Origin of the sequence: Rhodococcus jostii RHA1, assembly GCF_000014565.1 — a bacterium.
Classification (GTDB): domain Bacteria; phylum Actinomycetota; class Actinomycetes; order Mycobacteriales; family Mycobacteriaceae; genus Rhodococcus_F; species Rhodococcus_F jostii_A.
Map to the genome: position 1 here is coordinate 2,563,706 of NC_008268.1, position 19,454 is coordinate 2,583,159.

The 19,454-nt window shown below is 68.4% G+C and carries 18 protein-coding genes and 1 pseudogene; 9 read left to right on the forward strand and 10 right to left on the reverse strand.

Annotated features, from left to right (window positions below; all coding sequences use genetic code 11):
* Nucleotides 1-9: 9 nt before the first annotated feature.
* The 3 genes from RHA1_RS11800 to RHA1_RS11810 are packed head-to-tail and all read right to left on the reverse strand — an operon-like array spanning nucleotide 10 to nucleotide 2,092.
* The gene (locus RHA1_RS11800; RefSeq protein WP_011595150.1) at nucleotides 10-441 is read right to left on the reverse strand and encodes a VOC family protein; all 432 of its coding nucleotides are present in this window, start codon (nucleotides 439-441) and stop codon (nucleotides 10-12) included.
* Between the two features lie 9 nt (nucleotides 442-450).
* Nucleotides 451-903 carry a helix-turn-helix transcriptional regulator gene (locus tag RHA1_RS11805; protein ID WP_011595151.1) on the reverse strand — a complete coding sequence of 151 codons (453 nt, stop codon included), beginning with the start codon at nucleotides 901-903 and terminating at the stop codon, nucleotides 451-453.
* 19 nt (nucleotides 904-922) lie between these two features.
* A complete protein-coding gene (locus RHA1_RS11810) occupies nucleotides 923-2,092 on the reverse strand; it encodes an LLM class flavin-dependent oxidoreductase (RefSeq protein ID WP_011595152.1) in 1,170 nt (389 codons plus the stop codon).
* A 135-nt stretch (nucleotides 2,093-2,227) separates the two neighbouring features.
* Here RHA1_RS11810 and RHA1_RS11815 point away from each other — a divergent pair, with 135 nt between their 5' ends.
* From RHA1_RS11815 to RHA1_RS11825, 3 genes are all read left to right on the forward strand, one after another.
* Nucleotides 2,228-3,553 carry an MFS transporter gene (locus RHA1_RS11815; RefSeq protein ID WP_011595153.1) on the forward strand — a complete coding sequence of 442 codons (1,326 nt, stop codon included), beginning with the start codon at nucleotides 2,228-2,230 and terminating at the stop codon, nucleotides 3,551-3,553.
* A 107-nt stretch (nucleotides 3,554-3,660) separates the two neighbouring features.
* Nucleotides 3,661-4,368 (forward strand): TetR/AcrR family transcriptional regulator, encoded by a 708-nt coding sequence (locus tag RHA1_RS11820; protein ID WP_011595154.1) that lies wholly within the window; start codon nucleotides 3,661-3,663, stop codon nucleotides 4,366-4,368.
* Nucleotides 4,365-6,020: an FAD-binding dehydrogenase gene (locus tag RHA1_RS11825; protein WP_011595155.1), complete on the forward strand. Its 1,656-nt coding sequence runs from the start codon at nucleotides 4,365-4,367 to the stop codon at nucleotides 6,018-6,020. The genes RHA1_RS11820 and RHA1_RS11825 overlap by 4 nt, the downstream gene beginning before the upstream one ends.
* A 43-nt stretch (nucleotides 6,021-6,063) precedes the next feature.
* Here RHA1_RS11825 and sfnG read toward each other — a convergent pair whose 3' ends face one another.
* Nucleotides 6,064-7,179: a dimethylsulfone monooxygenase SfnG gene (sfnG, locus tag RHA1_RS11830; protein ID WP_011595156.1), complete on the reverse strand. Its 1,116-nt coding sequence runs from the start codon at nucleotides 7,177-7,179 to the stop codon at nucleotides 6,064-6,066.
* 126 nt (nucleotides 7,180-7,305) lie between these two features.
* Here sfnG and RHA1_RS11835 point away from each other — a divergent pair, with 126 nt between their 5' ends.
* Nucleotides 7,306-8,517 (forward strand): SfnB family sulfur acquisition oxidoreductase, encoded by a 1,212-nt coding sequence (locus tag RHA1_RS11835; protein ID WP_011595157.1) that lies wholly within the window; start codon nucleotides 7,306-7,308, stop codon nucleotides 8,515-8,517.
* Between the two features lie 60 nt (nucleotides 8,518-8,577).
* Here the strand turns inward: RHA1_RS11835 and RHA1_RS11840 are convergent, their stop codons facing one another.
* Nucleotides 8,578-10,050, reverse strand: coding sequence for a glycoside hydrolase family 183 protein (locus RHA1_RS11840; RefSeq protein WP_011595158.1), 1,473 nt, complete (start codon nucleotides 10,048-10,050; stop codon nucleotides 8,578-8,580).
* 483 nt (nucleotides 10,051-10,533) lie between these two features.
* Here RHA1_RS11840 and RHA1_RS53970 point away from each other — a divergent pair.
* Nucleotides 10,534-10,701: pseudogene (locus RHA1_RS53970) on the forward strand (AfsA-related hotdog domain-containing protein); the annotation flags it as partial.
* Between the two features lie 106 nt (nucleotides 10,702-10,807).
* On the opposite strand, the gene RHA1_RS11845 reads toward RHA1_RS53970, so the two are convergent.
* Nucleotides 10,808-12,544: an FAD-dependent oxidoreductase gene (locus RHA1_RS11845; protein WP_237726869.1), complete on the reverse strand. Its 1,737-nt coding sequence runs from the start codon at nucleotides 12,542-12,544 to the stop codon at nucleotides 10,808-10,810.
* A complete protein-coding gene (locus tag RHA1_RS11850; protein ID WP_011595160.1) occupies nucleotides 12,541-14,115 on the reverse strand; it encodes an MFS transporter in 1,575 nt (524 codons plus the stop codon). The genes RHA1_RS11845 and RHA1_RS11850 overlap by 4 nt, the downstream gene beginning before the upstream one ends.
* A 133-nt stretch (nucleotides 14,116-14,248) precedes the next feature.
* On the opposite strand from RHA1_RS11850, the gene RHA1_RS11855 reads away from it, so the two are divergent.
* Together RHA1_RS11855 and RHA1_RS11860 are read left to right on the forward strand one after the other, a co-directional pair.
* On the forward strand, nucleotides 14,249-14,563 hold the full coding sequence (locus RHA1_RS11855) for an ArsR/SmtB family transcription factor (RefSeq protein WP_016882598.1): 315 nt from the start codon (nucleotides 14,249-14,251) through the stop codon (nucleotides 14,561-14,563).
* Between the two features lie 80 nt (nucleotides 14,564-14,643).
* Nucleotides 14,644-15,579 (forward strand): GAF domain-containing protein, encoded by a 936-nt coding sequence (locus RHA1_RS11860; RefSeq protein WP_011595162.1) that lies wholly within the window; start codon nucleotides 14,644-14,646, stop codon nucleotides 15,577-15,579.
* Here the strand turns inward: RHA1_RS11860 and RHA1_RS11865 are convergent.
* The 3 genes from RHA1_RS11865 to RHA1_RS11875 all read right to left on the reverse strand — a co-directional run bounded on the left by RHA1_RS11865 (nucleotide 15,502) and on the right by RHA1_RS11875 (nucleotide 18,369).
* Nucleotides 15,502-16,578, reverse strand: a complete 1,077-nt coding sequence (locus RHA1_RS11865; RefSeq protein WP_011595163.1) for a VIT1/CCC1 transporter family protein — start codon at nucleotides 16,576-16,578, stop codon at nucleotides 15,502-15,504. The two genes, RHA1_RS11860 and RHA1_RS11865, sit on opposite strands and share 78 nt — an antisense overlap.
* Before the next feature lie 67 nt (nucleotides 16,579-16,645).
* A complete protein-coding gene (locus RHA1_RS11870; RefSeq protein ID WP_011595164.1) occupies nucleotides 16,646-17,314 on the reverse strand; it encodes a SanA/YdcF family protein in 669 nt (222 codons plus the stop codon).
* Nucleotides 17,315-17,334: 20 nt separating this feature from the next.
* Nucleotides 17,335-18,369: a hypothetical protein gene (locus RHA1_RS11875; protein WP_011595165.1), complete on the reverse strand. Its 1,035-nt coding sequence runs from the start codon at nucleotides 18,367-18,369 to the stop codon at nucleotides 17,335-17,337.
* A gap of 94 nt (nucleotides 18,370-18,463) precedes the next feature.
* Between RHA1_RS11875 and RHA1_RS11880 the strand changes: the two genes are divergently transcribed.
* Entirely contained in the window at nucleotides 18,464-19,051 is a 588-nt protein-coding gene (locus RHA1_RS11880; protein WP_029539198.1) for a TetR/AcrR family transcriptional regulator, read from the forward strand.
* Between the two features lie 94 nt (nucleotides 19,052-19,145).
* Nucleotides 19,146-19,454: a hypothetical protein gene (locus tag RHA1_RS11885; protein ID WP_016882594.1), complete on the forward strand. Its 309-nt coding sequence runs from the start codon at nucleotides 19,146-19,148 to the stop codon at nucleotides 19,452-19,454.

Sequence of the window (19,454 nt, forward strand, 5' to 3'; positions counted from 1 at the left end):
CCGTATCGCTCAGTGCGGGAAGTCCTCTCCGGTGAACTCCCGCTTCTCCACGAGCACCAGCCAGTTGCCGGAGTTGTCCCGCATCACCGCCTCTACGCCGTAGGGGCGTTCGGCAGGCGGCTGGGTGAACTCGACGCCCTTGGCAACCAGATCCTTGTACGTCTCGTGACAGTCCGTGGTGGTCAGCCCGAATCCGCCCATCGTCCCCGCGGCCAGCGACCGACGGATCGCCTCGGCCATGTCGGCGTCGAGCGGCGGCCCGGGCTTCATGAGCGTGACCTCGAGTTCCGGGTGATCGGGGTGCAGGATCGTCACCCACCGGAACCCGTCACCCATCGTGACGTCGGTGCCCTCGGCGAAACCGAGCGTGTCGATGTAGAACTTCTTCGCATCGTCCTGGTCGGTGACCCACAGGGTGACGAGAGAAACGTTGGTGATCATGCGACCAACCTATGTCCGGCGCGACCGACCGCGCTTCTCGGAAATTGCGGCATTTCGATCGCTCAGCCCGTGCATGAACACATAGCAGCCGGGAATGCGCGGCGCCCCGTGCTCGGCGAACTTCGCCTGGTACACCGACGGTGACGTGCCGACCAGCTGACGGAACTTGGCGCTGAACGACCCGACGCTGGTGTACCCGACCAGGTGGCAGATCTCGGTGACCGTCAGGTTCGTCGCCCGCAGCAGGTCCTGGGCGCGCTCGACGCGGCGCTCCGCGAGATAGACACCCGGCGTCCTGCCGTAGACCGCCGCGAAGCACCGGAGGAAGTGGTATTTCGACACCCCTGCCGTCGCCGCGAGTTCTCCGAGGTCGAGCGTTCGGGCGTAGTCACGGTCGGCGAGGTCGCGGGCACGGCGCAGGTGCGGGAGCAGTTCCCCCGGCACTCGCGCAGTCTCTACCATGCCCCCAGTCTGGCAGTGGCTACCGACTCGAGGACAGGAACGCCGTCGACCCGGACAGGTCGCCGGGACGGTGACTGCGCGACTGCACCAGCCCCCGGCGTTCGAGGATCGGCCGGACCCCTTCGCCGAAGTTGAAGGCCTCTTCGAGGTGCGGGTAGCCGGAGAGGACGAAGTGGTCGAGTCCGAGCGCCGCGTATTCGGCGATGCGGTCGGCGACCTCCTCGTGGGAGCCGACCAGCGCGGTGCCGGCGCCGCCGCGGACCAGCCCCACACCGGACCACAGGTTGGGGGACACCTCGAGCGCGCGCGCTCCGGCGTCCTTCGAGTAGGCGCTTCCCCCGCCGTGCAGTTCGCGCATGCGGCGCTGACCTTCGGAACCCGACCGGGCGAGGCTCTGCTGCGCCTGCTCGACCGTCGCCGGGTCGAGGGCGGAGAGCAGGCGATCGGCCTCGGCCCACGCCTCCTCGGACGTGTCGCGGCTGATCACGTGCAGCCGGATGCCGTAATCGAGCGTGCGGCCCTGGACGTCGGCGAGGTCGCGAATCCAGGCGATCTTCCCGGCGACGGCGCTCGGCGGCTCACCCCAGGTCAGGTAGGTGTCGGCGAACTGGGACGCGACGGTGCCCGCGGCCGGCGACGACCCGCCGAAGAAGATCGGCGGCACCGGGTCGGGGATGCGCTGCAACTGGGCGTTCTCCACCCGGATGTAGTCGCCCGCGTAGTCGACAGGTCCGGTTCCCGCCCACAGCTGACGGATGACGTCGAGGAACTCGCCGCAGCGGGCGTAGCGCTGGTTCTTGTCGAGGTAGTCGCCGTACGTGCGCTGCTCGTGGTCCTCACCACCGGTGACGACGTTGAGCAACAGCCGCCCCTGCGACTGCCACTGGAACGTGGCCGCCATCTGTGCGGCCAGCGTGGGGCTGAGCAGGCCCGGCCGCAGCGCGACCAGGAACTTCAACGTCTCGGTGGTCTCCAGCATCATGGCCGTGGTGAGCCAGGCGTCCTCGCACCACGCACCGGTGGGCGTCAGCACCGATTCGAAGCCGTTCGACTCCGCCGCCGCACCGATCTGATTGAGGTACCGCAGCGTGGCGGGACGGTCTCCTGCCATGGAACTCCCGTGACCACCCGCCATCAGGTTGCGGGAATCACCGTAGGTGGGAAGGAACCAGTGGAAATGCAGAGACACGCGCGATCCTCTTGTCGACGACAGATGGGCACCACAGGACAGTTCATCAACGACGAAGCCGGGGCGTGAGGGTTTCGATCACCATGATTCGGAATCGTGCCCGACGGCAGTGGGCAGGGTTACTGTCGCCGCGCTATGACTACGCTGTCCGACGCCCCGTACACACCTTCGACCGAATCCGACCTCGAGCGGCGCAAGCGGCTCCGCACCGTCGTCGCCGCCAGCCTCCTGGGGACGACAGTCGAGTGGTACGACTTCTTCCTCTACGCGACGGCTGCCAGCCTGGTGTTCAACCAGCTGTTCTTCCCCGATCAGAGTTCGTTCGTCGGCACCATGCTGGCGTTCGCCACGTTCGCGGTCGGTTTCGTGGTCCGGCCGATCGGCGGAGTCGTCTTCGGCCACATCGGCGACCGCATCGGACGCAAGAAGACACTCGCGCTCACCATGTTCATCATGGGCATCGCCACCGCCCTGATGGGTGTGCTGCCCACGGCCGCGCAGGTCGGGGTGATCGCGCCGATCCTGCTGCTCCTGCTGCGCATCCTGCAGGGGTTCGCACTGGGCGGTGAATGGGCGGGCGCCGTGCTGCTCGCCGTCGAACACAGTCCCGCGAAGAAGCGCGGCATCTTCGGCAGCATCCCCCAGATCGGCCTGGCGCTGGGCCTGGCCCTGGGCACCGGCGTCTTCGCCGCGTTGCAGGTGATCTTCGACGACGCACAATTCCTCTCCTACGGGTGGCGGATCGCCTTCCTGCTGAGCCTGATTCTCGTACTCGTCGGATTCGTGGTCCGGCTGAAGGTCGAGGAGACCCCGGCGTTCCAGGAAGTGCACGACCTCTCGAAGCGCTCCTCCGCTCCACTGAAGGACGTGTTCCGCGGCCGGGTGCGCCGGGGCACCATCCTCGGCCTGCTCTCTCGCTGGGGTGAGGGCGCCGCGTTCAACACCTGGGGCGTCTTCGCGATCACGTACGCGACCAAGAATTTGGAGTTCGCGAAGATTCCCGTCCTCCTGGTCGTCACGATCGCGGCGACGGTCATGGCCGTGCTCCTGCCGTTCTCCGGACTGCTGGTCGACCGCTACGGCGCCAAGAGGATCTACCTCATCGGCATCGGGGCCTACGGGCTCGCGGTCTTCCCCGCGTTTTCCTTGTTCGGCACGGAGAATCTCATCCTGTTCGGCGTCGCGATGGTGCTCGTGTTCGGCGTCGTCCATGCCCTCTTCTACGGAGCGCAGGGCACGCTGTACGCAAGCCTGTACCCCACCGAGATCCGCTACACCGGCCTGTCCGTCGTGTACCAGTTCTCCGGAATCTACGCGTCGGGCATCACGCCGATGATCCTCACCGCCCTGATCGCCGTCGCCAGCGGAACTCCCTGGCTGGCCTGCGGATACCTCGTCGCCACCTCGGTCGTCAGCGTCGTGGCCACAGCTCTGATCCGAAAGCAGGACCTCTACCTCTGAGGGCGCCGAACGCTCCGAACGGGCTCTGACAGCCGAGATCGATACACTGGTGTATCCGATACGCTAGTGTATCGACGGCTGCTGTCGACCCGATCGGAGGAGTGCCCATGCCGACGCCGCCGGCGCGCTCCACCGAGCCTGCCACCGACACACCCCGCCGGGTGACGAAACGGCGCGGCCAGACACGCAGGCGTCTGCTCGACGCCGCGGTCGAGGTGTTCGCCGAAAACGGCTTCGGACGGTCGACGGTCGAGCAGATCTGCGAACGCGGTGGCTACACCCGCGGCGCCTTCTACTCCAACTTCGCATCGCTGGACGAGATGTTCTTCGCCATGTGGGAAGAGCGCTCCAGCGCGATGCTCGCACAGATCCGGCTCGCCGCCGACTCGTCCAGCATCGACCTGTCCGGGCTCACGCCTGCCGAAAAGCTGCGCGCCGGCACCGAACTGGTGCTCGGAGTCGTCCCCGTCGACGACCAGTGGTACCGGATCAACGCGGAATTCACCGCCCACGCCCTGCGCAACCCGTCGCTGAAGAAGGCCCTCGCAGCACGTGAGGACACCATTCTGGCGACCATCGTGCCGATCCTCGAGAAGGCGCTGCACCGGCTCGGGCGGCGCGTAGTCGGCGATCCGCGGGTGCTCGGCCGCGCGCTCGTGGCCCTGCACGACGGCACGAGCGTCCAGTGCCTCATCGAGGACGACGACGCGTCCGCCCGGGAACTACGTCTCGAATTGTTCACCCACGTCGTGGCCGCGTACACCGAACCCGAGACCACCCATACCCACACACACCGGAAAGAGGGGTCCTCGTGACCGAACAGGCAGATGTGATCGTCGTCGGCGCCGGACTGGCCGGACTCGTCGCCACCTACGAGATGGTCAAGGCGGGCCGGAAGGTCCTCGTCGTCGACCAGGAGAGTTCCGCGAATCTCGGCGGGCAGGCCTTCTGGTCGCTCGGCGGCCTGTTCCTCGTCGACAGCCCCGAACAGCGGCGCCTCGGCATCAAGGACTCGTACGAACTGGCGATCCAGGACTGGATGGGCACCGCGGCCTTCGATCGAGCCCGCGAAGACCAGTGGCCGCGGCTGTGGGCCCAGGCGTACGTCGAGTTCGCGGCAGGCGAGAAGCGGCAATACCTGCACGACCTCGGACTGCGGTTGATGCCGAACGTCGGGTGGGCCGAACGCGGACGCGGATCCGCTCTCGGACAGGGCAATTCCGTTCCGCGCTTCCACATCACCTGGGGCACCGGACCGGGGGTCGTCGAAGTCTTCCTCACCCGCGTGATGGCCGCGTCGAAGCGGGGCCTCGTCACGTTCAAGCATCGTCACCAGGTCGACGAGATCGTCGTCACCGACGGCGCCGCCACCGGCGTGCGCGGCACCGTCCTCGAACCGTCCACCGAAGCACGCGGTGTGAAGAGTTCGCGGACCCCGGTCGGGGAATTCGAATTCGCCGCGCAGGCCGTGGTCGTCACGTCCGGCGGCATCGGCGGCAATCCCGAACTGGTCAAGAAGAATTGGCCCGCGCGCCTCGGCAAGGCTCCCGAGAACATGCTCGCCGGCGTCCCCGCGCACGTCGACGGCCGCATGCTCGAGATCACCGAGAACGCCGGCGGCAACATCGTGAACCGCGACCGGATGTGGCACTACACCGAGGGGATCCAGAACTGGGACCCGATCTGGCCGAACCACGGCATCCGCATCATCCCCGGACCGTCGTCGATGTGGTTCGACGGCAACGGCAAACGCCTGCCCAGCCCCAACTTCCCCGGTTTCGACACCATGGGAACCCTCGACCACATCATGAACAGCGGCCACCACCACACGTGGTTCGTCCTCGACCAGAAGATCATCGAGAAGGAGTTCGCGCTGTCGGGCTCCGAGCAGAACCCCGACATCACCGGGCGCGATTTCAAACTGCTCGCCGAACGCCTGAAGAAGGGCGCGCCCGGTCCCGTCGAGGCGTTCAAACAGCACGGTGCGGACTTCGTCGTCCGCGACAATCTCCGTGACCTCGTCGACGGCATGAATGCCCTCACCCCCGAGGCGCCGCTGAAGTACGAGGACCTCGAACGTGAAATCGTGGCCCGCGACCGGGAGGTGAAGAACAGCTACACCAAGGATTTCCAGATCATGGCGATCCGCAATGCACGGAACCTGCTGGCCGACAAGATCACCCGCGTCGTGAGCCCCCACGAACTGCTCGACCCCAAGAACGGCCCCCTGATCGCGGTCCGGCTGCACCTGCTGACCCGCAAGACCCTCGGCGGCCTCGAGACCAACCTGGATTCGCAGGTGATCAGGCCCGACGGCACACCGTTCGAGGGTCTCTACGCCGCCGGTGAGGTCGCCGGATTCGGCGGCGGCGGCGTCCACGGTTACAGCGCACTCGAGGGCACTTTCCTCGGCGGCTGCATCTTCTCGGGCCGGGCCGCGGGTCGCGCGCTGGCCCGGCACCTGTAGGCGGCTCCGCCGCCCGTGCGCGGTTGACGAGTCCCTGGGCTCGTTAACCGCTCACGGGCGCGAGCCTCTCGGAAGCTTCGAGTTCGCGGACCAGCGGCAGGACGTTGGCGCCGAAGTATTCGATCTCCTCCTGGAAGTGCAGGAATCCGCCCAGGATGAGGTCGACTCCGCGGCGGCGGTATTCGACGATGCGCTCGGCGATCTGCTCCGGCGTCCCGATCAGCTGGGAGCGGAATCCGTCGTTGTACTGGACGAGATCCTCGAACGTGGAGTCGGCCCACATTCCCGACTTGTCGGCGGTGGACGCGCCGGCCTGCTGGACGGCGGACCTGAATCCCTCGACCGCGGGTTTGTTCGCCTTCTCGATGATTTCGCGGAGGGTGTCGCGCGCTTCCTTTTCGGTGTCGCGGGCGATGATGAATCCGTTGAGCCCGAACTTCACTTCCCGGTTGTGCTCGCGCGCCACCTTCCGCACGTCGACGAGCTGTTCGGTGACGCCGTCGTAGTCCTTGCCGTTGCTGAAGTACCAGTCGGAGTACCGGCCCGCGTTCCGCCGTGCGGCGGCCGAGTTGCCGCCCTGGAACAGTTCGGGGTTCGGACGGTCGGGCGTGTTCAGCGGCTTCGGCTTGAGGGTGAAGTCGTGGATGCGGTAGAAGTCGCCACGGAAGTCGACGTCGTCCTCGGTCCAGATCTTGCGGAGCACCTGCAGGAACTCGGCGCTGCGCCGGTACCGCTCGTCGTGCTCGAGCCACGGCTCCCCGAGGTGGGTGAATTCGTCCTTGAACCAGCCGCTCACGACGTTGACGGCGAACCGGCCGTTCGACAGATGGTCGGCCGTGGCACCCAGCTTCGCCAGCACGGCGGGCTGCCACAGACCCGGGTGGACGGCAGCGATCACCTTCAACCGTTCGGTGGCCAGCAGCAGTGCGAGGCTGAAGCTGGTCGACTCGTGCTGGTACTCGGCCCCGTAGCTGGCCTCGTACCGGACCTGGCTGAGCGCGTACTCGAAACCGTTGTTCTCGGCGGTCTGGGCGAGCTTCTTGTTGTACTCGTAATCCCAGCTGGTCCGCTGTTCGATGTCGGACGTGACGAGCCCGCCACTGACGTTGGGCACCCAGTAGGCGAACTTGATCTGCTCAGCGATGTGTTCGGTTGACATACCCAGCATGCAACCCGCCCATACAGCGCACGCCCACCCTTCCAATCAGTGCGCGTACAACCCTTCACCCGGCTCGCGGGTCCGTGTGAGGTTCGACGGCATGACAGCAGTACAGGGAGGTCAGGCATGACCGCCGTCCAGAGCGCCCACCGCATCAGTGACGAGGCCGAAGCGCTCGCCGTTGCTGCCGATCTCGCCGCACAGTTCGCCGAGGAGGCGGCAGGCCGCGATGCCGGCCGGCAACTCCCCTACGAACAGGTAGGCGCTCTCGCCGCGTCCGGACTGCTCGCGCTCGGCGTTCCCCGCGAGCACGGTGGCATCGACGCGCGGACCGAAACCCTCGCCGAAGTCTTCCGCATTCTCGCCGAGGGCGATCCGAGCATCGCGCAGATCCCGCACAGCCACTACACGTTCCTCGAGGTGCTGCGTCACCAGGGCACGCCCGCGCAGCAGGAATTCTTCTACTCCGAGGTGCTCGCGGGGCGCCGGTTCGCCAACGCCCAGAGCGAGCGCGGAACCAAGACGATCGATATCGACGCCACGACGCTCACCGAGCAGGGCGGCGACTTCGTCGTCGACGGTCGCAAGTTCTACAGCACGGGCGCACTGTTCGCCGACTGGATCGCGGTACGGGCCACCCTTCCGGGGACGACGACGCCGACCGGGAAACCCGCCAAGGCCGTCGCCTACCTGCCGAGCACCGCCGCCGGGCTGTCGATCGTCGACGACTGGGACGGCATGGGGCAGAAGACCACGGCGAGCGGAACCGTCACTCTGGACGCCGTCCGGGTGCCCGCATTCCACGTCGTGCCGTTCTCCCCCATCTTCGACGCACCCACCACGTACGGGTCGCAGGCCCAGATCCTGCACGCCGCCATCGACGCCGGGATCGCCGCAGCGGCCCTGAACGAGGGCGTGCGCTCCGCGCGTCAGGCACGGCCCTATTTCGAGGCGGGCGTCACCGACGCCGTCGACGATCCCCTGCTGATCCAGTTGGCCGGTGAGGCGGCGGTCACCGTCCGGTCCGCGACGGCACTCCTCCGGGAGGGTGCGCGCAGCATCGACGCAGCGCGGCGCGACCTCACGGAGCAGAGTGCCGCGGTCGCCTCGATCGACGCCGCCGCAGCCAAGGTCGCTGCCGCCCGCGCGTCACTCGAGGCGTCGAGCGTGCTGTTCGAACTGGGCGGCACCCGCAGTGCGTCGGAAACGTCCAACCTGTCGCGGTACTGGCGCGACGCCCGCACCCACACCCTGCACGACCCCACGCGGTGGAAGATCCAGCACATCGGCCGGTGGACACTGTCGGGCACCGTCCCACCCCGTCACGGCCTGCTGTAGGCGGCTCCGCCGCCCGTGAGCGGTTAGCGAGTCCCTGGACTCGTCAACCGCGCACGGGCGCTACGCGCCTATGTCCGCCTTCATGAGGAAGACGTTGTAGTCGGACCACGTCGACATGGTGAAGTACAGATCGTCGCCGCTCGACCACGGGTGGATGAACCCGCCGTACAGTTCCGGGTACTCGACGGCGCTGACCATCGGCGCCCCGCCGGACCAGGCGCCCTGCGGCGAGTCGGACTCCCGGAGAACGATGGCCGCCTTGGACGTGTCGAGGTACGCCATCTGCCATTTGCCGGTGGCCTCCTCGTAGCGCACGGACAATTCGGCGGCGGGGGCGTCCACGATCGGCGTCGCCTCCGTGTAACCACCGACGGGCGTCCAGTTGCCGTTCTGCCAGTACTGGTACGCGGATGTGTTCAGCACATCGGCGGCCGGGACGCGGGCCAGACCGATGGCACCGAGCCTCGTGTTGGGGGTGCCGAACATGTACACGTAGTCGCCGGCCGGGACCATCGACGCGACCTGGAACTTGGTGACCCCGAAGATGTTGTCCCACTTCGCGTACGGATCCTTGGTCCACGTCGATCCGCCGTCGTCCGAGTAGGCGATGCCGCCGTAGTTCGTCCACCACGTGGCGGGGATGCTGTTCCAGGTGCGGATCGACATGTAGCTCATGTACTGCCGGTTCCCGACGGCGAAACCCGAGGTCGGGATGGTGGTGATCTCGATGTTGTCGAGCTTGCGGCTGTCGAGCAGTTCCGCCGCGTGGCACCGGCTGTCCTGGACCATGCTGTCGAGGCTCATGCCGTCGGACAGGTTGCGGTCGGAGCTGAAACCGAGGACGTTGCTGCGCCAGTCGTCGCCCTGGCCACCGGGTGGCTGGAATCCCTTGCCGACCGTGTCGCCGAACGCGACGGCGATCTGGTCGGGGGCGCTCTCCCACATGATGCCGAGGTCGGTGCCGTTGACCTGGTAACGCTTGTCGGTGCGGCTGACGGAGCCGGATCCGGTCACCTTGGCCACGCGGGTCACGTCGCCGATCTTCGGGGTGGCCGGGGCCGCGCTGCGCGGCGCCTCCTCGGTCGCGGGGTGCACGAGAGGCGGCGGTGGGGGCAACTGGATGTCGGCGCCCGGGACGGGAATGCCGAAGTGGAAGGGTGTGAATTTCACGCTGACGTCCGGGATGTTCAGCACGCTCGACAAGTTTCCCGGGGCCTGTCCGGTCTCGTCGGTGAGGTCGGGGCACGGATCGGTGCACGTGTCGGCGGGCAACGCCTGCGACACGCGGACGGGCTCGGTGACGGGGGCGGGGTACGGCACCGTCGTGATTTTCGGGTACGGGATCGGAATCTCGAGCTTTTCCGGTATCAGCGAATGCGTTTCGTTCGACACTTCGCTCGCGCAGGGACCGCTGCCGGGTAGGCCGTTGGACACCGGCTCTGGTTCCGCGACAGCAGCGTTCTGGTTCGAGTAGGCGATCATGCCCGAGCCGATCGCCACTGCCGCGACCGACGCGACCCACCTCTTCGACATCCCCGACCCCTCCGTCAACTCCGGCCACTCCCGGCGAGGGGAACATAGCATCGCCCTTCTACGCTCGCCGGTTACCACACGCCATACCTGGCGGTAACATTTCCGTCCCGATCCGGAGCCGAGGCTGTGACTCCTGCCACGCGACGGTGGAAGTTACTCGTACGCGGAGTCACCGATACCGCAGGTCAACGACTTTCGACCAGTGTGTTCGCGTGCCGACACCGTCAAGGGATCGGTGAACACCGGATTGCATCTGTTGACGCTCCGGATCGCCCGGTATTCACTGATCGTGCGCATCCACCGGATTCCCCGGTCCGCGACGAGACCCCGAGCTCCTCGCCCTCTGCGCTGCGGGCCCGCCCGCGTTCTTCCGCTCCAGCGCGAACCACCGCTCTGCACGGGTCCCGCATTCCACCGATCACCGCCGTCGTCGCTCGGCGGCAACGACCCGTGCGAATTCCGCTGTCAACGAAAGGAATCGACATGACCGCCGTCTTGGAACCGACCCTGTCCTATTCGTCGTCCATCCCCCGCGCGCACGTGCACCGCGCCGCGATCTGCGAGGTCTTCCTCACCGACATCATCTGCGAGAGCGACCCACAGTTTCGTCTCGGTGTGCAGCTCCCCAGAGTCCACAGCTACTACAGCGATCACAATATCGACCTCGACTCCGTGAGAGTGGGCCCCGCACCCGCCGCGGGGGTCCTGGACGCCACGATCACCGCGGAGAAGCGACGGGGCGCCGACATCGTCGGAATCACGCTCGCAATGACACTGGCGCTGGACGGATCTGCCGCGGCCACCATGAGCATGACCATCCAGTGGATGCCCGGCGACGCGTGGGACCGCCTCCGGCAAAAGGGTCGGGCACCGCTGCAGCTCGATCCCGCCCGTCCGCATCCGTTGCACGAGCGGGTCGAGCCTCGGGAGGTGGCTCGACATTCGTTCGACAACGTGGTCGCCCGTGCGCGGTTAACGAGTCCCTGCACTCGTCAACCGCGCACGGGCGGGCGGAGCCGCCGAACGTCTCCGCGAGCCGGGCGACGAGTTCGCTGCCGTCTCCCAACTCCCCCGACCAGGCCACTTCGCCGTCCGGTCGCACGAGCACCGTGGTGGGCCCGAGGTTCCGCGCCTGAATCAGCCGCACCCGTTCACCCCACGGGGGTTCGACGACTGCGCGGACGGATTCGGATGCGTCCTCGCACAGCAGGAGCCCCCGGTCCCCCGCCGCGACGTGCAACCGGATCAGGTCGGTGATCCCGGTGTCCGTCTCGATCACGGTGTTCGCTGCGAAGTCGCCGCGCGCCGCGTCCTGGAGAGCGCTGGGCGCCGGCTGACTCTGCGCACTGATCGCGGAACCCAGCGCCCGGTTGCGGTCGCGGTCCTCCAGCAGGACGCCGAGTTCGTGTCGCAGGCGGTCACCGTCCACTCCGATTCGCATACGCTCACGCTGATCCGCGACGTTGGCGATCACCCCGGCCGCGCACGCGTGCCGTTCCCGCGAGTACACGTCCAGCACCGACGGGTCGGCCTGTCCCCGCGCGACGAGGGCGAGGCGCCAGCCGAGGCCGATCGCGTCGCCGATACCGAGGTTCAGGCCCTGCCCGCCGAGCGGAAAGTGCACGTGCGCAGCGTCACCGACGAGGAGGACCCGGCCGAGCCGGTAGTCGTCGACCAGCCGCGAATAGTCGCTGAAGCGGGACAGCGACCGCGCGTCGCGGAACGGAACGGGACGGCCCGCGAATCTGTCGACCGTCTCCTGCAATTCCTCCGCGGTGAGGGGCCGGCGATGATCCTCGTGCGGACCACCGAGGTCGAACGTGATGATGCGACTGAAGTCGGCGTGATTGACGTTGAGGACGGTCCAGCCCCGTTCGGTGCGCACCCACCCCTTGGGGGCGTTCGCGGGGTCGTCGAGGACGGCGAGACCCAGGAGCGCGGCGGCGGTCGGCGCCGTTTCGGTCGCCGTGAAGCCCGCGGTTCGCCGCACGATGCTGCGGGCGCCGTCCGCGCCGACCACCCAGTCGGCCGTGACCACCCGGGTGCGTCCCTCGTGGGTGAAGGTCACCGTCGCCCCGCCGTCGACCTGGTCGACGTCCGTGACCACCGCCGCCTTCACCACCGGGGTGCCGAGACCGATCAGCCGTGCGGTGAAGAGTCTTTCGAGATCGCTCTGCCCGATACCGGCGATGGCCGGTCCCTCGCCGGGCGGGACCGTGATCTCCAGACCCCAGACCCCGGCGTAGTGAAAAGTGGTCGACACGGCTCCTGCGTCCACGTCCGGCGCCGCGAAATGCCCTCGACGAGTGAGCAGCTGAATACTCCGCGCGTGAATCGTCCCCGCCTTCGGAACGTCCGTGGTGTGCTGGGCCGCCTCGAGGACGAGGACGTCGATTCCGCTGCGCGCCAGCTCGAGTGCCGTCAGCGATCCCACCGGGCCGCCGCCGACCACCACGACCTGATAGTGCTGTCGCAGGTCGTCCGCCTCCGTCACCGCGCGCCCGCCCCGCGTCGGAGCAGCACCGCGATGACACCCGACAATCCGGCGACGACGACCGCCAGAAGGACCAGCGTCGTGTGGAACGCGCTGTTGTAGGCGTCGATCACGAGCGGCGCCACCCGTTCCCGGACGTCCGGTCCGGCCGCCGCCAGGGCCTGCTCGAGATCGCCGCTGGCGGCCTTGCCGACGACGTCCGCCGCATTGCCCACGCCGTCGACGCCGGCCAGCGCTTCCTCGCCCCTGCGGGTGACGAGACCGGTGAGCAGCGCCGCGTACACCGCGACCGCGATGGCCTCGCTGCCCAGTCGCATCGTATTCACCACTCCCGCAGCCATACCCGCCTTCTCCTCGGGGACGAGGGCGAGCGCCTGACCGTCGACGAGACCGGCGGACAGTCCCATTCCGCAGCCCGCGAGGAGCAGCGGCACCGCGATGACCGCGACCACCGTGTCGGGTCTCGCCAACAGAAGTCCCAGGTCACCGGCGATCAAGGCTCCCAGGCTGATCCAGATCACCACGAGCGGGTTCACCCCGGCGCCCACTGCACGGCCTGCGGCGAGCGGTCCCACCACGACCGGAATGGTGAGGAGCACGATCACCAGACCCGCCTTCGCCGAAGACTGACCGGCCACGAATTGGAGGAAGGTCGGGAAGTAGGTGAGCAACGTGACGAAGCCGAACGAGGCCGCCACCGGGACCAGGCACAGGGCCATGAACCGGGCGTGGGTGAGCAGTTCGAGGTCCAGCAGCGGGGCCGGACGTCGCGATTCGACGCGGGCGAACGCGACCAGCAGCGCGACCGCGAGGACGAACGACGCCACGACCGCCGGGCTGCCCCAGCCCCAGGGTTCGCCCTGGACGATGCCGACCATCGCGGCGAGCAGACCCAGCACCAGGAGGACGGTGGCGAGGAGGTCGAACTTCGCGGCCACCTCGCCGGCCGGTCGTGCCAGTCCGATCACCGGGGTCGCCGCCGGCACCACGAGCAGCACCGCGGCCTGGACCGCGAAGATGGGCCGCCAGCCTGCCGTGTCGACGAGAAGCCCGGAGAGCGTCGGTCCGAGCGCCACACCGATGCCCGCGGTCGTCCCGAACAGGGCGAACGCACGCAAACGGGCGGGCCCGTCGAAGGCGGAGGACAGGATGGCCGCGCCGCACGAGAAGATGGCGGCGCCACCGAGACCGGCGACGCCGCGGGCGACGTCGAGGACCACGATGTTCGGGGCCAGCGCGCTGGCGACGCTCCCGACCGCGAACGTGGCGGCACCGGTGGCGAACAGGCCGCCGCGACCGAAACGGTCCGACAGCGACCCCCAGACCAGGGTGAAGCACGCAAACGACAGGTTGAACGCGTTCACCACCCACTGCTGGCCCGATGCGCCCCCGCCGATGTCGGAGGAGATGGCGGGCAGCGCCACCGCGGTTCCGGAGATCGACATCGGGACGACGAGAACGGCCAGCAGTACCGCGGCGAGGGTGAGGTTCCCGTGTCGCGGGTCGGACGGTGTTGCGTCGGGTGGTGACGTCGGTGTCGTGGCATCCGACGTGGTCAGCTCCGAGGTCATGTCGATCCTTCCTGAAGAGTGCGGCCCCCGTGCACCAGAGGTTCGATACAATACGAACCATGCACCAGAGTTAGGTTCGATGCAAGACGAACCTTCACTCTGGTGGTCGACGACCCGAACCTGGAGGTGCGCCGTGCCCGACGCCGAGGGACATCCCGCGGTCGACGAGATCGAATTGGTCTCCGTCCTGGCCGCTCTCGCCGACCCCCTGCGACTGGAGGTCGTGCAGAAGCTCATGGTGGAGGCGGACGGGGCGGAACGTCACTGCACGTCGTTCGGGCTGCCGGTGTCCAAATCGACCCGCAGCCACCACTTCAAGGTGCTGCGTGAGGCCGGGCTGATCACGCAGGTCGACCGCGGCAATTCGCGGATGGCTCAGCTGCGCAGATCCGACATCGAATCCCGCTTCCCCGGTCTCCTGGACGCCGTCGCGGCCGCACCGGACTGAACGCCGTCGCAGCGAAGTCTCGCCGAGCATCCGGATCGCCGCCGTTGCGATGATCGTGCGCCATGAGGGGGGCGGTACGAGTGGAACAACGGGGAAGCGGAGACGGCTGGATTCTGGTCGAAATCCTGGGGGACGCACCGACGGTGATCGCGGAGGGCATCAAGCAGCGGCAGTGCCGGCCGCTCGGGAACGTCTACCGCGGCAGGATGCTGACGCTGGTGGCGGGAGCCATCGACACGGTCAAGTCGTCGGGACAGCCGGTGCAGGTGACTCTCGGTGAGACGGTCGGCGACATCGATCTCGTCGTGGGGAAACCGGTGCTCGGTCCGGGCGGAGACGTCCTCGCGGTGCAGATCTTCACCGGTCGTGCGGACAGTCCGGTGCCCCAACCGCACCGGGCGGCGGGGTGGGAGTGGAACCTGTCCGTGTCGGCGGGTCCGCGACGCACACGATGGACGAGTGAGTTCCGGTTTCTGTACGGGGTGGCGGACACCCGGCCGGACCACGGCCATTTCGGTCTCGCCGACCTGTACCGGAGGGTGCCGCGACTCTCGGACATCGCGGTGCTGATGGAACGCGTCGACAATGCGCGGGACGGCGAGTTCCTGTCCGGCGAACTGGCGATCCGGGTGGTGGACTCCGATATCGCGTCGACCGTGCACGCGGTCGCGGGGGTTCATGCGGCACTGGTCGATTCACAGCACGGGTACGCCATCAAATGGATCACCGCACCGCTGGCGGGTTTGTCTGGCGCGGCGGAGGGCGGGCAGATCGGACTGCTGCACGGCGAAGACCTTGCCGCGGTGCGGCAACGGATCACGGCCGGTGTTCCCGGTGTCGCCCGTGTCGCCCTGTCCGACGGGTCCTGGTCCCGGCACACGGTGCGCACATTTCCCGTCCCCGGCTACGGTTCCACACCCGTGGTGATGATGACGTTCTCAGGCGCCTGTCCCGAACAGCATGCCCAGCAGGTAGGTGGCGGCGGCTGCGCCGTACCCGATGGCCAGCTGGCGTAACGCGCGCTTGACCGGGGGGCCACCCGACAGCAATCCCACCACCAGACCGGTCCCGAGCAGTGCGACGCCGACCAGCGCGGCCGCGACCACGAGCGCGGCGGTGCCTTCCATGCCGAAGAGATACGGCAGCACGGGGATCACCGCACCGGACGCGAAGAAGCAGAAACTCGCGGCGGCCGCACCGAGCCCGGTGCCGATGGCCTCGTGCTCGTCGGCGGTTTCCGTACTCGAAATGGGGTCGGGCTGAACGGCTCTCCGCAGCACGTCGGCCGCGCGCTTCTCGGCGTCCTCCGCGGGCATGCCCCGCGCCCGGTACACGAGTGCGAGTTCGTTCGCGTCGACGTCGAGGAGCGGCACCGCCTCACGGGCGCCCTGCCCCGGCGCCGACGCCTCGAGCAGTTCACGCTGCGAGCGCACGGACACGTACTCGCCGGCACCCATCGACAACGCGCCCGCGAGGAGGCCGGCGAGGCCGGTCAGCAATACGATGTGGTTGTCGACGCCGCTGCCACTGATGCCGAGCACGAGGGCGAGGTTGCTGACCAGGCCGTCGTTGGCACCGAACACGGCGGCACGAAACGTGCCGGACAGCCGATTTCGCCCGCGCGCCGCCAGCGCCCGCACCACCTCTTCGTGGATCCGCTCGTCCGCGCCCATGGCGTCGGTGGCGTCGACGTCGGTCGGGTACGGCGACCGGGTCTCCGCGCGCTGCGCGAGGGCGAGCACGAACACCGATCCGAACCGCCGGGCCAGCACACCGAGGATGCGTGTGCGGAGATCACCGCGCACGGGCTTGCCGACGTGTTCGCCGAGCAGCCCGCGCCAGTGCGCCTCGTGCCGTCCCTCTGCGTCCGCGAGTGCCAGCAGAATCTCGCGTTCCTCACCGCTCCGGCGTTTGGCGAGGTCGCGGTAGACGGCCGCCTCGGCGCGTTCGTCGGCGAGGTAGCGACGCCATTTCCGGACTTCCCGCGGACCGGGATCCGGTCGTGCACCAACCATCGTCAGCCTCCCGATCGTCGACGGGAGAAGCGTACCGACCAGCCACTCCCCGCGCGGCGGTTCGAGGTCAGCCCTCCGCGGCGAGCGCCTTCCCGAGTGAGTCCTCCGGTTCGGAGATCACCACGGGATCGCGCCCGGACAACAGGTCGAGGACGGCCTTCGGCCGGGCCAGCGATTCGCGCACGGTGTTCCTGGCCATCGTGATCGGGCGGCATTCGCATCCGGCGTTCACACCGGCGACGTCGATCCCGGCACCGCGGCACAGCGCGACCGCGCGGGGAACGTGGAAACCCTGCGTGACGATCAGCGCCTTGGTCACTCCGTACGTCTGGACGGCGCGAGCGCACGTGTCGTAGGTGTCGAGCCCGTACCGGTCGCCGACGATCTTGTTGCGGTCGATGCCCTTCTCGACCAGGTAGTCCGTCATCGCGGCGATCTCGTCGCCGGATCTGCCTGCGCCGTCGCCCGAGACGAGGACCGCCCGCGCACGACCGTCCTGCACGAGACGGACGGCGACGTCGAGGCGTCCGGCCAGATACTCGCGGGGTTTGCCGTCGCGCACCTGCGCACCGAGGACGATGACCACCGGCGCCTCGGGTGCGTCGTCGACGTCGTAGACGTGGCCGGAGGCCTCCCGCGATATCCACACCGTCGAGGCCGCGACGACGAGGACGGCGAGCGCGCCGAGACCCGCTCCGATGCCGACCAGTCGGCGGACGATCCGTCGTTCCCCCATGCCGCCATCAAACCACAGCGTCAGGCGACGGCCGGTTCTTCCCTGGCGCGCCGCTCACGCAGTCCGGATGCCAGGCACAGGCCGAGCCCGAACAGAACCCAGCAGGTCAGCACGAGTACCGCCGCACCGGCTCCGTGTCCGTCGAAGAACGCCGTCGATCGCACCACGGTTCCCGCCGCTCCCGGTGGCAGCAGCTGACCGAGTGCGCCCCACCCCGACGGCAGCCACGCCGCGGAGGTCGCCAGTCCGGACAGCGGGTTGGCGAGGAAGATCATCGTCACCGCTCCGAGCGCGAACCCCGCTGTGCCCAGCACCGATTCGAGCCCGAGAACGGTCAGCGAGATGGCGGCGATGCCGAGCACGACGGCACCGGTGGTCGTCCAGTAGTTGCCGTCGACGCTTCCGAGGCCGAACTGCAGAATTGCCGTCAGCACCGCCCCGGCGCTCACCGCGAACAGCACCGCCCCGGCCACCCGTCGACCGACACTGCGCGGAAACAGCCGCATTAGCGCGAGCGCGGGGATCATGCCGCCGAAGACCAGGGGAAGCGCCAAGGCGCCGAGACCGACGCCGGCGGGGTCGTCGACCGTCAGCGGAACGACGTCCTCGACCGGAACGGGTTGTCCCGCAGTCTTGCTCATTCCCGCCGCGAGGCCGTTCATCGTCTGCGCGACGGGCGCCCCGCCTGCGCCGGCGGACAGGACCGCCATGCCGTCCGGTGTCGCGACGATTCCGCCGACCACCTCCCGGTGTTCGATCGCCGTCCGGACCGCATCGGCGTCGGGGAAGCGCTCGGTGACGAACGCGCCCGGGTGTCCCGCGGCGAGCGCGCTGTCGATCCGGGTGACGGCCGCGTCGGGTCCGGCGACGCCCAGCCGGAGGTCGCGCGGGCCGCTGTTGACGGCCGGCAACGCGAACGCCAGCAGCATGAGCGCGATCACCGCGGTGAGCCCCAGCACGACAGCGGTCAGTTTCACGGGATCGGACGGGCCGTGCGCCGACCGCCCGGCGGGCTCCGTGTGCGGCGCGAGTGTCCCGGTATCCGAGGTGGTCATCGGACTCCCCTTCATGAAGTGGAGGAAATTCCTCCGTTACTTGTGGAGAATATTCCTCCGGTTATGCTGGGTTGTCAACGGAAGAGGTGGAATCGTGCGGGCAGACGCGCTGGAACGACGCAACACCCTGATCAAGGCCGCCCGCGTGGTGTTCGCCGACCGCGGGCACGACGCCCCGCTCGACGCCATCGCCGCGAGAGCCGGCGTCGGGATCGCCACCCTCTACCGGAACTTTCCGAGCCGGGACGAGCTCGCCCACGCCGTGGCCCGGACGACGCTCGCCGAAGTCCGCGAACTCGCCGTCCGGGGACTGGACGACTGCGGCGACGACCCCGAGGGAGCGTGGCGGCGGTTCGTCGACGCCGTGGTCGAACTGCGGATGGGAGCGCTGGTTCCCGCACTGGTCAACAGCCTCGACGAGCTGCCGCCCGACGTCCGCGAGGCGAGAGAGCTCACGAAGGCGACGGTCACCGACTTCATTCGCCGGCTCCAGGACGTCGGGCTGGTGCGCGAGGACGTCGTGCCGCTCGAGATCATCATGGGGATCGCCATGCTCACCCGGCCCCACGTGCTGATGTTCGAGGACACGACGGCCAACCTCGTTCCGCGGCTGATCACGGTGTTCCTCGCCGGGTTGCGCCCGGACGGGGCTGCGCTGCCACCGCCGATCCCCCCGAAGTAAACTGTGACGCGTATGCAGCCAGGGGGGGCCTCAGTCACATCCATGGAATCACCCGCGTACGGGTGACGATCAGCCGCGGCTGAACGGCTGGGACGTGGCGTTGTCGGCGGCCGCGCTCGTCGTCGCGGTCGCCGTCGCCAGCATCTCCGCAGTCGCGGGGCTGTTCTGGCTACTGTTCCTCGACTACTGCCCGCCCGCCACGTGCAGCGCCGAGAACGCGTGGATCGCGGTGTGCGTGGCGCTCGCGGTCGCCGCACTCGTGACGGTGATCGGCGGAATGGTCACGATCGCACGCATCGCGCGGCGCACGATCGCATGGCCGGTGGCGTGCGGAACCCTGATCCTCTGTGCGGGCGCATGCGCGATCGGATTCGCCGGTTACGTCTCCGCGACGGGGATCTGA

What these genes read in the sequence shown, in the direction of transcription:
- sfnG (WP_011595156.1), bottom strand. Translation starts at nt 7,179, where the DNA reads ATGTCAACCGAACACATCGCTGAGCAGATCAAGTTCGCCTACTGGGTG.
- RHA1_RS11820 (WP_011595154.1), top strand. Translation starts at nt 3,661, where the DNA reads ATGCCGACGCCGCCGGCGCGCTCCACCGAGCCTGCCACCGACACACCC.
- RHA1_RS11850 (WP_011595160.1), bottom strand. Translation starts at nt 14,115, where the DNA reads ATGACCTCGGAGCTGACCACGTCGGATGCCACGACACCGACGTCACCA.
- RHA1_RS11840 (WP_011595158.1), bottom strand. Translation starts at nt 10,050, where the DNA reads ATGTCGAAGAGGTGGGTCGCGTCGGTCGCGGCAGTGGCGATCGGCTCG.
- RHA1_RS11875 (WP_011595165.1), bottom strand. Translation starts at nt 18,369, where the DNA reads ATGACCACCTCGGATACCGGGACACTCGCGCCGCACACGGAGCCCGCC.
- RHA1_RS11870 (WP_011595164.1), bottom strand. Translation starts at nt 17,314, where the DNA reads ATGGGGGAACGACGGATCGTCCGCCGACTGGTCGGCATCGGAGCGGGT.
- RHA1_RS11815 (WP_011595153.1), top strand. Translation starts at nt 2,228, where the DNA reads ATGACTACGCTGTCCGACGCCCCGTACACACCTTCGACCGAATCCGAC.
- RHA1_RS11805 (WP_011595151.1), bottom strand. Translation starts at nt 903, where the DNA reads ATGGTAGAGACTGCGCGAGTGCCGGGGGAACTGCTCCCGCACCTGCGC.
- RHA1_RS11865 (WP_011595163.1), bottom strand. Translation starts at nt 16,578, where the DNA reads ATGGTTGGTGCACGACCGGATCCCGGTCCGCGGGAAGTCCGGAAATGG.
- RHA1_RS11800 (WP_011595150.1), bottom strand. Translation starts at nt 441, where the DNA reads ATGATCACCAACGTTTCTCTCGTCACCCTGTGGGTCACCGACCAGGAC.
- RHA1_RS11835 (WP_011595157.1), top strand. Translation starts at nt 7,306, where the DNA reads ATGACCGCCGTCCAGAGCGCCCACCGCATCAGTGACGAGGCCGAAGCG.